This is a genomic window from Sutcliffiella horikoshii (assembly GCF_019931755.1).
GTDB lineage: Bacteria > Bacillota > Bacilli > Bacillales > Bacillaceae_I > Sutcliffiella_A > Sutcliffiella_A horikoshii_E.
In genome coordinates, this window is the sequence record NZ_CP082921.1 from 48281 (window position 1) to 63944 (window position 15664).

A 15664-nucleotide genomic window follows, 5' to 3' on the forward strand; every position below is an offset into this window, starting at 1 on the left:
CTTTAGGCATTTATGTCCACCAATTTTCGACAAATATTCCTACATAACTAAAACTTTAGTACAAAAGTACCAGAGGGCGTAAAAATATTACTCCTTCCCAAAATGCACCATCCATTCTAGATGCATTTTGGAAAAGAGGCGACTAGGACTGTGAACATCTAGCCTTATAGTCGCGTCTTATTTTGATTAAATTGCTTCTGCTATTTCAATCTCATCGTCATACCAGTAATATTCTGCTTCGTCGGGAATACAATATTCCTGATGCTGAAGCCTTTGAATATCTAGTACTTCAACAACTTCAACACGGTCTTTCATTCTGTTCACTTGTAAAGATAGAATGTCACCATGTTGTACTTTTCTTGCAAAGTCATTAAGATCTAGCCATATGCGAGTGCCATCTGACACATGTACGTATTCTCTTTCTATACCGACGACACTAACCATCCAGTTCTGAAGCCCCTCTTTATTATCAGATATTTTAGTTGAGCCAAGTACGGTTGGTATTACCTCTTCTTTTTCCTCATAAACCCAATCTGCAAGGGACAATCCATCATCGTCACTTGTAACGCTCATTTCTGAAACCAACTCTTGGAATAGACTTTCCGCTTCGGTTCCTTCAATGTCTGAGTGTGCCAATACCATTGAAGAATCTAAAGCTGCAGTTGGTTGTTCTAATTCAGTAAATACTTCCTCAAAAACAAAGTTTTCTTGTGGAAAGTAATAAGGACAATCTAAATGTTTTTGTTTATAGTGGCTATATAGAAATTTTTCCATTAAGTAAAGCTCAGCAAATAATATTATTAGAATCTGTGTAGCAATAATTAACATACTCACTTGTTATCCTCTCTCCTTTTAAAATAGGTCGAATGCTAATTGCCCATCCACTGGTCCTTTTTTTCGCTTACTAACTGATTCGGATTCGACAATTTTTGACACTATACTTTTGTCATGTTGACGTTGTGGCGCTGTTAGATGGTCTAGCAGTGCTACATCATCTACAAAGTCCATACCGAATGCAGTAGTCATATCCACTTCTAGGACTTGGTTTTTTACCGAAAATCCTAAGATAAGACCTCTCTTTATATTTTCAGCAATAGTAGTGCCATTACGATTAATGACGTTCCTAGTTGCTTCAGTATCAACTTGATGGCTAACCCATTTGAGTAGTTGGTCTCGGATAGATAGTGGCTTTTGCTTCTTTTTCTTGCCAATTCCAGATAAGATTTCTCTAGCTCGGTCAGAGTGTTGACTTACCCAGTCTTCCGTTGAACCCTTAAGAACCTTGTTACCTTTCTTAACAGATTCAATTAACATGGATTGTAGATCTCCCTCATCACCTAACATTGCTGAGAGTCCGTCACTAGATACTTCCCCGTTTATAGCAGCTGTTGCTCTATTTTTTTGAGCAATAAGAGTGGCCATGCTCTCCTGGAAGGTCTCTTTATATTGGATGTAATATAGACGGCATTCTTGATCTTGACCTATTCTCCATGCTCTTCTAGCACTCTGGTTAATCGTAAAGAGTGACCAGCTGAACTGATAATAGATTAGCGTAGGGGTACACAGAAGATCTAAGCCTACCTTTACTAGCTCTTGTGAGACGATACAAACATCGAAGTTTTCATCTTCCATTTTCTTTTTAAGCCAAGTAGAACGCTGGTTACCTTTAACTGTTCCAGTATCTAGAACACACACCTTTGCTCCAACCTTTTCTAAAACCTCTTTTAGTCGAGGTCTCAAATCTCGCCCAGGATTAGATGAACCTGTATCTCGCACATAAACAATGCTCTTTCTACCCTCAGACATCTCGGATTCGATTATCTCTTGCAACTTCTTCTCTTTATTAAGCAATTTATCCGTTGATAAATGCTTAGCTTTCCAAATTAACGCCCTGTCCCCTTCCTCTTGCTTCATCGTGCAATCTGGAAAAGTGAATGGATTATCTGGATATGCAATACCATAATCAGTCATAGGTAAGTAAAGCTTAAATCCATCATCTCTTTGGTCAATTTGGTGCTCAAAAGTATTTATCATCTCTTGGTAGTGTTCTTTTGTTTCCTCATCCATGTCTACAAAAATTGTAGGAGTGTCTACAAGTTCTACTGGATCAGGCCATACATCTTTCAGCCTCACATTAATAACATTGTGGACCATAAACTTTCCATAAATGAAAGGTGAAATACCAGGAAGTATTTTTTCTGTTCGTCTTACACCACCTCTAGAATTCGTGTTACTAAATTCCGAAGATTCTTTTCTCTCATATATAGTTTCTTCTATATTTCCAAATTCCTCATTAAATCTTCTTACTTCGCTATATTGATAGCCGCTCGCCACCATATCTTGAGGGAACAATCTCCATAGCAAATAATAAATATCCTCAGCGCGTCCTCCAAATAGAGTTCCTGTACCAGCAATCACCTTCTTGGAAACAGCAGCAAGGGAACCGAGGCTCACACCTTGGGCTGTCATACCGGCCTTTAATTCATGAACTTCGTCACACAAAGATATATCAAAGAAATTTTTCATTCTTCTTCTGATATATTCAATGGTTGCGAGTTTTCTAGGCATCCCCACAACTTTGTCAGGCTCCTTTTGGGTGTGTTGGATGTGCTCTACTAATTTGTTATTGTTTTGCTCAATAGCTTGAACTAATTTTTTTTCATGTTCTTTCCATTCGCTGAAGCTTCGATAACGTGTTGGCACTCTTTTGCTCCAAAGATTCTCACCGCACTCACTACAAAAAGCATTTTGTGGCTTTGCGCTATTTTTCAATCTTCTAGAAGAACTAAACTCATCCTCCATCATAGTGCGTTTTGTGTGTTCATCCACTTCTTGGCCATCTTCCGTAACAACAACATTCGTAGACTCTATTACTTGGTGTGCTTGACCGCAGCTTGGACAATAGTAACCATAACGATACGGATTCCTATCATTCGTTTTTTGTATTAGTGTCTTCTTTTCTTGAAAAGTCACAGCAGGCATTAACCTACTATCTCCTCTCATCGTCGTAAAACTAATAACAAAGAAAGTAGGCTTAATAGGTTTAGGTCTACCATTTGCAGTCCATTGATTATGAAAGCGAATGAGTTGTTCTGTTCTCTCTATTACATGGACCTCTGCATGAGGAACAATCTCCCTAATTTCATCTGGCCATTTAACAGTCAAAGATGGCGGAACCATCAAGCAGGCAAAATAACCAACCTTCCCTTTCATACGATTATATCCATCAGCAATACTTGTCATCATCGCGCTTTTTCCCGTGGACATTTCACCCTGGATAATAACAGCTTTTTGTTCATTCAGTCGTTTAGATACTGCTGTCGCAACATGGGCCTGAACCGGGAACAATTCCCTTGGATAGCTTTTAAAATGTTCTAAACTACTATCCTGGAGCGGATCATGTGTAGGCGTAACTTCTTGAGACAACTTTTCGACCATATCATCTGAGTAGTCAACCATATAATTGGTTAAATCATCTATATTACTTACTGCTTCTCCAGATCCTTCAACAGGAAATGATAATACCTTACTCTTAATCATTCTTGATATTAAATCATCAGCCGCTTCTTCTGTAAGATTTATCTTTAGTAGAGATAAACCGTCTGGGAAAAGGTTCGTATCATAATAAAGTGGAACCTGTTCAAGATGCTTACATCTTAAAAGCTCGTTATAAACATCCTTTTTCCATTCCTCCAAAATATGCAAGCCGTATTTACTTCCTCCTAGCAAGTTAGCAATATCTTCTGCAGGCTCGCCTTCAAAGGACAGCACATACTCTTCATTGGCCAATACCTTTTCATGGACAATTGCTAATGCTTTACGGTTCTGGTTAATCGTAATCGGAAATTTTTCATAGGCGCCTTTTTCAGCCGATATTCGGAACTCCCTTTCAAACTCATAGGAAGTTAAAGTTTTGTTTCCATGGCCAAAATACAACCCGTTACTCCCTATATCCATTGCACCTTTCATACTCTGTAAAGTAGAATCGTTTCCAGCAACAATGGTCATAAGGATTTTAGGTTGTTGCCACTGGTGTTCGGGGGCTTCACAAGCAAGCGCATAACAGAAAGCATTTTGCCATGATTGGTCCAAGTACACCTCAAGCTGCTTCGGTTGGTCTGTGGTCTCCACAATTTGGTTGTAATTAATTATTTTCATAAAAAATAGCCTAGCTAGAACGCTAGACTTCACCTCTCTTTCAGTTTGTTTTAAGCTGTAACGCTTCACACTCTACCTAATCTCACCCACTTTCATAAGTAGTATTATCTATATAAAAAAGAGAATAGAATAAAACTTCTCTTTGTAAACATCCTTTTGAACGCAAAAAAGCCCTTGGACAACTAGTATAAGCACATTAAGAATGTGTCTTTTCTAATTGCCCAAAGGCTACTGTTTAAAAGTTTACTTGATAAACTGCTAACACTATTGTGTCGCGAAAAAAAGCATATTACTTAAATATAAGTATATTATACCCATAGTTCTTATCTTCGACAAGGACTTATATTACCGTGAAACATAAAAATAGCCTACCTGGATGGACCGGTAGGCATTATTTCACTTTCTATCTCATTCTTTTTTGGGATATGGAATTAAAGATAGAAAGGGAAAAACTAGATTAAGATTTTAGTCCACAGAAGGGATATCTGGTTGAGTCCTTGAGTAAGAACCCATTTCACTATTAGGTGATTTGTTAGATGCTTCAGCCACAGAATGAATACCCTGGCTAACTAGTAGTAAAACTACACAAAGTGAAAATATAGATACCAATTTTTTCATAATTACCCTCCCAATTAATGCCAAGCTCTAGTATTATTATAATACATAATATAATTTGATGTAATGCTGATGTCATGCTATTTTTTATGTAAAATGCTTGTATTGCTTTTAATTTTGAGTATATATACCTAAAATAACACATTTGTCGTATTTTGGAGGTGCACAAATGGGGATTAGTAGTAAAGAGATCGGAATAGAAATAAAACGTTTAAGGAAGATGCGTTCAATCTCACAAAGTGAGTTAGCAGAAGGAATTTGTTCACAGACAACTATTAGTAGTATTGAAATAGGTAGAGCTTTTCCTAGTGTAGATATCCTATACCATTTATCTAACCGTCTTAACGTGACAATGGATTATTTCTTTCAACATACAACGAGTCAAAATCAAATTTATACAAGTGAAACCATAAAAAACATAGAGCGGTTATTAAAAGCACAGAATTATATAGAAATTCTAGAAATCACAACATTCGAACGAAAGTTAAGGGAAAGTAGAAATTTAGGCGGGAACTTTAATCAATTTATAGACTGGCATCATTATAGAGCTTCTCAACTTAATGGGGATATTACATGGAAAGAATGTGTGGAGAAACTAAGTACATTAGTTAAAAGTAGAGAGTTAAATACTACTCAATTCCAAGCATTAAAGATAAAAAATGTTATAGCAAATGTATTGTCGGAAAATAAAGAAGATGATGCAGCTCAAAAGATTTATGAAGATATCTTAAAGGAAAATATCCCCCTTGAAGCGTACCAAAGATTTAAACTTAAAGTATATTTCAACTTGGCCAAACTCCATTTTTATAAAGAGGAATATACAAACTCTGTAGAAATTGCGCAGAATGGGATTGATTTATCTATTAATCTTGAAGACATGTCTATGTTAGGTAATTTATACTTACAAGCAGCTAGAAGTATGATTAATCTGGATTTTAACAAGGAGAAGATAATTGATTATATAGAAAAAGCCCGTTTTTATTGCAAGGTTTTAAATAAATGTTGGCATATTGAATTCATAGATCATCTTGAGAAAGATTACTATCAAAAAATGGATTATATAAATTAAAATATATCAAAAACGACAAACAAACCGGGTCAACAAGTTGCCCGGTTTATTTGTTATAGTAGTTCATACTTTATCCTTTACGAATTCTCTAGATTTTTCCTATTATTAATTCTAATTTTATTCTCATTTACACTATACGAAGAAATATAGTGTTTATCCTTAAGTGTCTGTACTAAATCTAGGTGCAATTTATTATTCTTAATCTGCGGCCGTTTACCATTTTCAGCTATCTCTGCATAAGGTTCACCCAATTTTGTTAACAATTCTGTAATAGTTGCAAAATCAAATTCTTCAATCTGTTTACTGATTAACTTAAGCTTCCAACCTACACTCATATCAACGGCCATTAACCAATTTATTACTTCCACTGATACTTCCAAACGATTTTCTAGGATAAAGTCAGCTAATTCCTCAGAAAATGCCGTATCTTCTTCTGATAAGGCAGCCACGTCCAGTGCCTCAATCAAATGGATTTTATACTTTTTCGGGACGCGTATTGAATGAAATAGTTGCACCATAATCTCATGCTCCAACGGATAGTCATTCATATTTTCTATAAACTGTTTAATATTTTCCTCTAAGTATAAGCCAACAAGGTCTTTGTAACTGGCAATCAAAGAATGAAAATTCTCAATGCTCAACATCAGCACACCCTGAACAATCATTTTTTTCACTCTTTTCTTAGGTAAGGAAAGGGATTCAACTGGAAAAGAGCTGAAATTGACGATACTTCTTGATAATACATCAAAGGACGTTTCAGTGAGTTGCTGATTTTCAATTATTGCTTCAGACACTTTTTCCAGAGTATCTACATCAAACTCAATAGCATCCCCTATATAATGCTTAGATAGCTCTCCTGCAACCTCTGGGTTATTGAGGTAGTTAACCAAATCCGCATCAATACTTTTTCCCTCTTGGAAATATGCAACCACATTTGACCAGGTTACCTTGATTTTTTTGGAACTAATAAGCACTGGCCAAATTGTATGTATTACTTTTGTGATATCTGTAACTACTACCGGTTGCTCGGCAATTATAGATTCCTTTAAATACAATGGAATTTCTTTATGATTTATTAAATCAATAATTCCCTGCTCCGTTTCTTCCTTGATCGCCACTTTTAATAGCACTTGCTGCACATAAGTTTCGATATTTTCATCAATAAAATTGAAGATATCTTGCCGCTCGGATTGCTGAATGGCAGAATAAGATAATTGTTCAGTAGTTACCCCAAGGATGGTTGCTAGTGTACTTGGATTAATTTCATATAATTCATTTTCAACAATAAAATCAAAAAGTTCCTGATCGCTCGTTAGTTTATTTAGATCCGAAAATTTAACATCTAGTTCTAGTAATATTTGCATTCCTTTGTTTTTATCTGATGGTGCTATCGTTAGGAAATCATTATGATGCGCGATAAAGTTTGATAAATTCTGTCTTTTATTAATCTTTATAATATCGCTAACTTCGGCAAAAGCGAGGATATCAGACACATAACTATCTTTTTCTTCCGCTGGAAAATTCGATTCTTTTTCTATAAAATTCCATATATTGCTCCATCTTCTACAAGTGGAATGGATGAATCTTTGCTTATGTGTAGCAGTTTGCCTGAACCCGGCAATAAAATGGATAGATTCCTTCGTTTCGTTGGCTAGTTGGGTAATGATGTCCTCGTAATAATTTTGGTAAGGTTCACAATGGCTATTTTGCATCAGATGGTCAAGTAAGTAATAATTGAGGATTTCCACTTGCTTAAATTCATTTCCATTCAAACGTTCGATTATTTTATCGATATTGTACAGAGAATGATTTGCTTCTAACGGTTCATGATTTTTAACACTTAGGATGAATTTCATATCTGCTTCGGTTAAGCTACCTGGATGGAAGTAAGTGAGATAGTGGTTATACATCTCATCAATGTATCCATGGCGCAGCAGGTAAATTAACAGCTTTTTATCATAAATATCCTCTGAGAAAACGTCTTGTGGGTCACTTTCTTCAATTAACTCTTTCAAGGATTTGGAGCTAGCTTCTGCTTTTTGCAGTTTTAGCCTGGCTATTTGTTCCTTGAGGAGTTCTATTCTGTTTTCTTCACGTAATGTTATATATTCCTCTCTCTCAAAGTAGTTTTTCTTAGTGCCAAAGACTGTCGCGATTTGGTCTGATTTGGCTTGTGATTTACTACCGTTTGGCAAGTTATAATTAATTCTAACTGCTTGTTTCAAATTATCGAAAAAACTTTGTGTGTTAATGTTTTCATTACCATAATAAGCTTCAGACCCCATGGTTATATGATATTGATTGTAATTAACCTTTTTAAAAATCCCTAGTGCATCGATATAAATCACTTGCAATTCTTTTAATGAAGTCAGTGTTTCCTGCTCGGTCCCTTTTATCTTTGCCTCTAGCTCTTCAATTTCCTTTTCTAGAGTTTGTGTTCGAGTGCGAACAATCGCGGATTTACTTTGCAAAACGTCGTAGACAAGTCCTTTATTATATTGCAATTGAGAGAAGTCAAACGGATAAATATTTTTATAGATAACCATAGCTAAGAGCCTATTCAAATCAAGGTCTATCCCCCCTAGCTTGTTTCTGTAAATAATAAATTCGTTAAAAATATTTTTTAGAATCCGCATATCATCTATGTAAATCGTCACATCATTTAAGAATTTCCTGTCTATTTTGTCAGTGTACGGTAACCTGTCAATTTTCTCCGTTAATTTATCTATAGAGTTTGAAGAGTTTATGATCGGGATAACTGGGATAATAAAGTCAAAAAATTTCGTACGATTTTTGCTGAAATCAATTGTGTCTTTAACGGTGTTGCTACTCTTATCAGCAACACCGAAGATTTCATCCTTTACGGCATATATAAACACAATCCTACGTTTGATTTGCTCGGAGCTATTGATGAGCCCATTCAACTCTCGTAAACTTTCAAATATATTTAAGTTATTAAAGCGATCTAAATCCTCGAAAATAACAACATCATACTTAGTAGCTTCAAAGAAATAAAGAATTTCATCGAGGTACTTATCAAAAATGGACTCGGCTTCTACATTACTCTTTTCAATTGTCGCGTTTGCTATTGACACTTTATTGAAATTTAGATTGCCGCGAATTATGTTGTAAATTTCTTTAAGAAAGAAAAACGGAAACAACAAGGTAACTGCAATCAGTAAGAAGGCCCATAAGATTTTTAAAGGTTCTCTACTACTAAAGTTTTGTTGAAGTAGTGTGCCATTATATATATCCATTAGGTATGTTGGTTGAAATAAATAAATACTTGCTATCACGGATACTAGTAATAATGTTAGATAAAGGATAATACTGCTATTTTTCACATGTTTAATTCGTTTGAAGCGCGAAAATGGAATGGTACGATTTCTGACGCGATATATCATCTGTTGAAGAATGCTTTTTTCCAGTTCTTTCTCGCCGGTTTGCCCTTCTTTTGGTCGAAAGGTTGCTAAAGATATATTTAAAAAGTGGTACTTGTCTCTATACTTTTCTTCATATGTCTTAAGTACGCTACTCTTTCCTGAACCGTACGGCCCAGTCAAAGCAATGTTATGCACCTTGTCATTCTCCAATCCCCAGCTTATTGCCTCAGCATATTTACCATTTTTATCAATGTCAGTGCTTGGCGTTAAGTCCTCGAATAAGCTCTTGGGCTTGTTTTCATCAGAAGCAAGTTTAGTTTGAAGCTTGGTAAGGCCGGTGGTTAGTTTCGTTAACGCTTGGATAATCCATTTCTTCATTAATACACCTACTATACTGTAATTTATGAGGTGCGCCTGATACCGACGCTTTGCTTACAGAATCTTTCATTTTTTACTAAATTAATAATAACATTAGTAGTAAATTAGTGTGATTTTTTTACATTTTTAAATTCTTTTTTAATAAAAAAACGAAAGTCTATTTTCAGACTCTCGCTCTTTTTTAGTATTTTCTTAAAGGAATTTAGAATATACATCCATGTATAAATGATCTTCTATTACATTAGTGTCAAATATAATTTTCCAAATCTGTTCCCTATCTATTTCAGGGTTTCTCTTCTTTAAATCAGTAAACATAAATTTTATGAACTTATCCTCGTCAGCTAATTTTTCCATTGCAACTACATCAAATTTAATTTTCATTTTCTACCACCTCTTTAGAATTACTAAATGACTAACTCAAGCTGTCCAGTTGTCGATTCGTTTAAAGGTTGGACAACTTCTTTTTTAAGCTCTTTAATAACGTTCCGACTCTTAGTCGCATATTTATATAGAGTTTTCCCTATAGTGCTTCCAATAGCTTGGATCACTCTACAATCAACAGATTGTCCTAGGAATTCCGCAATTCTTGTCATAGGTGTATAACTAGGGAATACCAGAGATTCTGGAACAGCTAGTATGCGTCGAATTTCGTTATTAGTTAGGAATCTCCAGCTCTTTTTATCTTCACTAAGGACATAACTAGACGATGCGCATTGAGCGCGATACCTTTTGGGAATTGAGTTTAGCTTTTTAGCTTCTCGAGTTACAAAAGTGCGTTCTAGACTTCTGTCCTTCCAAGAAGAAGCTCTGCTTTTAAATTTATCCATCCATTCATCAACAGATTTCCAGTCATGGGTAACATGTTTAGAATCCAAAAAATCCTTTAATTTTTTCCTTTTTACTTTAGGTGCTTGTGGAAATTGGAAATCCTCAAACAATTCTTCATCACGAAATGCTACACAATATACTCTATTGCGGAGCGCTATACTACCAAAGTCGTATGCTTCGATTTGTCGTTCACTAAAGTAAGGATATTCATTTACTATCAAGTCTTTGAGTAGTCTCCAGGTGTCACTTTTAAAATATTGTGGTACATTTTCAAAGAAGAGAACTTTTGCTCTGCTACTCTTTATTATCTTTGCAGCTGCTATTGCTAAATTGTTCATTACATCAGAAGAAAGGTCACCTAATTTACTGTGGGATGAGCATGGAAGCGTCAAAAACGCAAGATCTGCTTCTACTACTTCATTAACATCTCTCATATCAGCATTTACCAAGTATGAGTATGGATGATTGAATTTTAATACTTCTGCAGCATCTAACTCCATTTCAATTTCTTGTACAGAAGAATATAGGCCCGTTGAAATTAATGCCTCTGTGCCTATACCCACACCAGCACACACACTAAGAACTTTAAACCTTTGGTCTGGATTTGCCGTTAATGTGACGGTTTCGGTTAGGTTATAGTGTAGAGGACGAATGATAATCTCACTTCTTTCTCCTTCACGGTAAACTCGGACTTCTACCTTTTGCTTTACATCTAGAATATTTGCATATTTCTCTCCCGCGGTATCTACTATCGGCCTTTTAATACCTGTCTTCCTATTCTCTCTCCCACTGACTTTAATAGAATGGTCATAATCTTCACATGAATAATTACGTAATGTAATTTCCTTGTCTTGCTCATTTATACTCACAAATAGCTGATCGGAATAATTTAAATTGGCTGTTTCGCAAACAAGTGATTGTAACCATATCCCCGGCTTTTTAGCTTTTTCTCTTACAGAATAAATTTTATTTAATAGAATCTTCATAGTCTTCCTCCCAAAAAAAGAGAAAACCTCCCTAGATAAGAAGTTTTCTCTCTTTAATATTAATTAAAGTAATTTTGCAATTTCTTTTACAAGATTCTCAACCTTCTCGTGGATTTTTATCTTTTCCTCACCAGATGGGTATGCAATAGAGTCAGTAGTGCCTACCACTAAATAATCTGATTGTCTGTTCTGTTTCTTTAGGAAGGCTTCGATATACGATTCAAACGCTCTAGCAAAAAGTTCACAATCCGCAGCCCAGTACTTTACCTTCCCTCCATCTAATGCCAAAGCATTTTGATAGAATTTTGAAGTGTTTGATGGATAAGGGATTCTATCCGGCCTTTTACCATGTACTTGTTGGTCTAACCAAGCTAGGGCTTGAGCAAGCTTTTTAAACTCTTTAAAGTACTTATTCTCTAACTTTTCTACTTCTTTTTGTATAGAAGAAGTTTGATAGTATTCTAGCATTTCTATCTCCTCTTTGAGGTCGTTATCTTGCTCTGCCTTTAAAAGTTCTATAGCATGTGCTAAATTTTCCGCTTGTCTGTAGAATCTTCCTACGGATAAGGTTTCCCTAGGCTTGACTCCTGGTTTATTTTCATTAATGAAATAAGCAGTAGAGTTTCCAACTTTAATAGCTGTCATTAACTCTGTCATCGCCTCAATTACAGACTCTGGTAAATTATCACCATAACCTTCTAGCTCTGATAAATAGTGAGATTTCCCATTTTTAAAGTTATGAGAAAAGTCATACAAGAAGTTATCAAGGCTATGCCCAAACTCATGAGCTAACACACCTAGTGTACCTTTATTTTTTGTGAAGTTAATAACCTTCTGGCCTCTCTCGTAATGTCCAAGTGCTTTACCTCGCCCACGTGCTCCAAATGATAACTTCAATCTATTTTTTAAAGACAATGATGTATCATTGACCTCTAAAACATCAGCTAAGTCCATCAGTGCTTCAGAGCATCGGAAGATGTGTTCAGATGCACTTTTATCTTCAACATAATGACCAAATTGTATGGCTGGAAACCCAAAGTATTCTGCAAGATCCTCAGGCATTTTTATAGTACTTATCCTTCCATTAGTTCGATCAGGCCGCTCTGGTAATGATCTCTCCCAAACAGGCTTGTTTGCTTTTTTTCCTGTTTTCTGTAAACCAGTTGCTTTTCTATCTAACAAATCTGACCATTTATTCACCTTTTGAGCGGATTTAATGGTGCTATTCAAACTAGTTTGCTTTGTAAAGAGATTTTTAAATTTATCTCCGAGAATAGAAATCTTTATTTCACCAACATTTATGAGGTGGTCTTTTACTGACTTATACCTTTTCAAACGACGACTTAAAGTAAAATAAGTACGCACTTTTGTATTTCCTGTCTCCTCCATACTAGATATGGTTTTAGTAAGACTATTAATTTTCTCTTCAACTTCATCCAGACTATAATGTTCATAGTTCAGAAGAGTGCCCATTTCGCTTATAAACTTCTGTACATCAGCCCACAGGATGAGGGAATTAAAACGTGTCAACAGCTCTTCTGATGCATTTAGGTACATCATTCTACAATCTGTACTATCTTTAGGAGCTGTCTCAACTCTATTGATGATTAGTTGCTTTAAGCGTGCTACCTCTGGCTCAGTCCCTTTTTCTTTTTCCTCTAGTAAAGAAAACTGTGAAAAAAGTTCTTGCTTGGTTATGAGTTCTGCAGCAAGTACAGCGGACTCGTTCTCTATCTCCATTAATAGTTCCTTACTCTTCTTCTCTGAAAACAATTTTCTTAATGCAGCTTGTTGCTTTCTGGATCCTTGAATTGTTTCTCCTACGTCATAAGAAACTTTATTTTTCGTCTGGGCATCAGTACGATTTTCTAATACTTTCTCCTGGTTAATTTCAAAAAAGCTAAGTTGATTCATATATAATCTCTCCTTAAGTTTAATATTTAAAAGAGAGACAAGCATATGCTTATCTCTCTATCAGTAACCAACATTTATGTCGTTGGTATCTAACTTTATTGTTCGGTATCCAACTTTAATGTCGCTGGTTACCAACATTTTTTGTCAAAATCAAACGAACTTTTTGATGAGCCCACTAGGTGTTATCGCTTTTACTGATACTTCCCGGACTGTTCGGATTTTGGTCATTTTAGTTGTACTTCCACTCTCATGATATTGTGTATCTTCAGTCTTTACCTTTTTAACGATTTCAAGACCTTGTACAGCGTGTAGTTTATCGCCTGTACCAATAAGCCCATTAACTGCTCCAGAAGCTAATAAAAGAGCCATTTGCCCCTGAGCAATGTTAATGATCGGATTTCCTCCAATTTCAAGTTTCTTAGGCTTTGTTCTTTCTTTGAATGCTTGAAAACCCTTATTATTTTTTATTGCTTCTACGAAGTTCACCTTATTTTCTATTTTTGAATAAAAGGTACGAATTTCAGTAGGACCGCTCGGAATCGTCCAGGTACGTTTACCTATCGCTACATCTAATGGGGTGACAGATTTTAAAACAAATTCTTCAGACTCCATGTTTTGAAGAAACGAGTTCACTTTTTGATTGTATTCTTTAAACTTCTCTTTTTTCTTTATCCCGATAAATAAACATTGCTTAAAGTCTTCATAATCTTCATCTGTAAACCTTAAGATACCAGCTTTATCAAAATGGGTAGAAAGAAAGCGGCTAATTTTCTTATCAGCGAAACGATAACTAGGAATTACATAAACTAGTATGCCTTCTGGGGCAAGATACTTAGTGTTTCTTACTAGCTCTAAATATTCCTTTCGATCTGCCTCATCGTCATCATAACCTTTCATAGCAAAATCGTATGGTGGATTACAATAGACCATACTGAAAGCGTCGTTGCTGATTACCATACTTTCAATAGGTGCTTGGGTACAATAATCTATTAGTTCTTCTGCTTTCGCTGCTCTCCTCTTGTCCAATTCCACTCCATATGTTTTAACTGTATATTCACTGTTCTCCCCAAGTTGCTTTAGAATTTCACCTTCTCCGCATGTAGGGTCGAAAATAGAACACTCACCACTAAAATGAAGTAATTGCTTTAAATAGTTTCCTTGTCTTGTAGGGGTAGCGAAAAACCCTGCCCTAATTTTATTTCCAATATTACTCATAGATAATAGCTCCTCTCTTTTATGAAAAATAAAAAGAGCATTTAACCCCAAGGTCAAATACTCTAATCGTAACTCTCTTATTAATAAGGTGGTGCATCATCATAATTCGATGAAGAAGACCAACCCCAACCACTATCAGTATTATTGTTCTCCCGTTGAAATTGATTGTTATCATGTTGCTCATAATGATTGCTAGAATTGCTTGCAGCTTCAAGGTTCTTCTTACTTTTAGCCAAGAACTGTACTTGTTCCGCTACAATTTCTGTAACATATTGTGTTTTACCTTCTGCATCTTCATAAGTACGGGTTTGCACTCTTCCTACTACACCAGCAAGATCACCTTGAGCCAAATACTTACAACTGTGTTTTGCTAATTCTCCCCATATTACAACTGATGGAAAATCAGAAGGAACCTTACCAGATTGATCAGGCTTAGCACCATGACGCTTGCAAGCTAAAATCATATTGGTAACAGGTTTACCTCCCGAAGTTTCATTTAACGTTAGTTCCTTTGTTAATCTGCCAACTAAAGTGACGGTATTGATGCTAGACATTAATAATTCCTCCCTAAGAATATTAGTTTTATTACTCTCTCTTCACCTATTAGCAACCGTAATTATTAATCGTCTAGACCAAAAAAGTAATCAAAGAGCCTAGTTCTAATTGATTGCTTCTGCTTTACAGGGCTTTTACTACCAATATAGTATTCTTTCTCCCCTAAGAAGCTCCACACGATAGTTTGACCAGTCTGTCGCTCCATACAATCCACAAAGTGAAGTACTTCAACAACAGCCTTTTCTCGGTTTTCTGCTCTACAAGGGAAAATACGACGTTCTCCGTCCTTGAAGATAATCTCCGCTTTAATACGCTTTTGTCTAGTAATCACTTGCAAAGTTGGACGATTTGCCAAGTATTCTGTAACTGCGTCTTTCTTTCCTCCGATAAGTTCCACTAATGTTTGTGCCATGTTAATAAACACCCTTTCTAAGAGTTTTTTAAACGCAAAAAAGCACCCTTTAGAAATGATTGGTTTAACCAAAATGGTTTGATCAATCACCCCAAAGAGTGCATGCGTTTATGAAATATAAGGTCCGCTAACCTTAAAAGGTTGCTTAATA

The 15664-nt window shown here is 35.7% G+C and carries 10 protein-coding genes; 1 reads left to right on the plus strand and 9 read right to left on the minus strand.

From position 1 onward, the window contains the following. Positions 1-186: 186 nt before the first annotated feature. Both K7887_RS22430 and K7887_RS22435 read right to left on the minus strand, forming a co-directional pair. Positions 187-834, minus strand: a complete 648-nt coding sequence (locus K7887_RS22430) for a hypothetical protein (RefSeq protein WP_223494015.1) — start codon at positions 832-834, stop codon at positions 187-189. Between the two features lie 18 nt (positions 835-852). Beyond that, a complete protein-coding gene (locus K7887_RS22435; protein ID WP_223494016.1) occupies positions 853-4158 on the minus strand; it encodes a helicase-related protein in 3306 nt (1101 codons plus the stop codon). Positions 4159-4942: 784 nt separating this feature from the next. Between K7887_RS22435 and K7887_RS22440 the strand changes: the two genes are divergently transcribed. Then, positions 4943-5842 (plus strand): helix-turn-helix domain-containing protein, encoded by a 900-nt coding sequence (locus tag K7887_RS22440; RefSeq protein ID WP_223494017.1) that lies wholly within the window; start codon positions 4943-4945, stop codon positions 5840-5842. A gap of 77 nt (positions 5843-5919) precedes the next feature. Here K7887_RS22440 and K7887_RS22445 read toward each other — a convergent pair whose 3' ends face one another. The 7 genes from K7887_RS22445 to K7887_RS22475 form a co-directional block, all read right to left on the minus strand. Beyond that, the gene (locus K7887_RS22445) at positions 5920-9603 is read right to left on the minus strand and encodes a YobI family P-loop NTPase (protein WP_223494018.1); all 3684 of its coding nucleotides are present in this window, start codon (positions 9601-9603) and stop codon (positions 5920-5922) included. A 192-nt stretch (positions 9604-9795) separates the two neighbouring features. Continuing rightward, positions 9796-9984 (minus strand): hypothetical protein, encoded by a 189-nt coding sequence (locus K7887_RS22450; protein ID WP_223494019.1) that lies wholly within the window; start codon positions 9982-9984, stop codon positions 9796-9798. A 23-nt stretch (positions 9985-10007) separates the two neighbouring features. Next, positions 10008-11417: a DNA cytosine methyltransferase gene (locus K7887_RS22455; protein WP_223494020.1), complete on the minus strand. Its 1410-nt coding sequence runs from the start codon at positions 11415-11417 to the stop codon at positions 10008-10010. A 63-nt stretch (positions 11418-11480) separates the two neighbouring features. Next, a complete protein-coding gene (locus K7887_RS22460; RefSeq protein ID WP_223494021.1) occupies positions 11481-13331 on the minus strand; it encodes an LPD1 domain-containing protein in 1851 nt (616 codons plus the stop codon). A 150-nt stretch (positions 13332-13481) separates the two neighbouring features. Further along, entirely contained in the window at positions 13482-14546 is a 1065-nt protein-coding gene (locus tag K7887_RS22465; protein ID WP_223494022.1) for a DUF6094 domain-containing protein, read from the minus strand. Positions 14547-14626: 80 nt separating this feature from the next. Then, positions 14627-15100 carry a single-stranded DNA-binding protein gene (locus K7887_RS22470; RefSeq protein ID WP_223494023.1) on the minus strand — a complete coding sequence of 158 codons (474 nt, stop codon included), beginning with the start codon at positions 15098-15100 and terminating at the stop codon, positions 14627-14629. Between the two features lie 65 nt (positions 15101-15165). Beyond that, on the minus strand, positions 15166-15513 hold the full coding sequence (locus tag K7887_RS22475; protein WP_223494024.1) for a DUF6018 family natural product bioysynthesis protein: 348 nt from the start codon (positions 15511-15513) through the stop codon (positions 15166-15168). Positions 15514-15664 lie beyond the last annotated feature (151 nt).

Coding starts and splice junctions, on each gene's coding strand:
- K7887_RS22450 (WP_223494019.1), bottom strand. CDS start 9,984: ATGAAAATTAAATTTGATGTAGTTGCAATGGAAAAATTAGCTGACGAG.
- K7887_RS22435 (WP_223494016.1), bottom strand. CDS start 4,158: ATGAAAATAATTAATTACAACCAAATTGTGGAGACCACAGACCAACCG.
- K7887_RS22440 (WP_223494017.1), top strand. CDS start 4,943: ATGGGGATTAGTAGTAAAGAGATCGGAATAGAAATAAAACGTTTAAGG.
- K7887_RS22460 (WP_223494021.1), bottom strand. CDS start 13,331: ATGAATCAACTTAGCTTTTTTGAAATTAACCAGGAGAAAGTATTAGAA.
- K7887_RS22465 (WP_223494022.1), bottom strand. CDS start 14,546: ATGAGTAATATTGGAAATAAAATTAGGGCAGGGTTTTTCGCTACCCCT.
- K7887_RS22475 (WP_223494024.1), bottom strand. CDS start 15,513: ATGGCACAAACATTAGTGGAACTTATCGGAGGAAAGAAAGACGCAGTT.
- K7887_RS22470 (WP_223494023.1), bottom strand. CDS start 15,100: ATGTCTAGCATCAATACCGTCACTTTAGTTGGCAGATTAACAAAGGAA.
- K7887_RS22455 (WP_223494020.1), bottom strand. CDS start 11,417: ATGAAGATTCTATTAAATAAAATTTATTCTGTAAGAGAAAAAGCTAAA.
- K7887_RS22445 (WP_223494018.1), bottom strand. CDS start 9,603: ATGAAGAAATGGATTATCCAAGCGTTAACGAAACTAACCACCGGCCTT.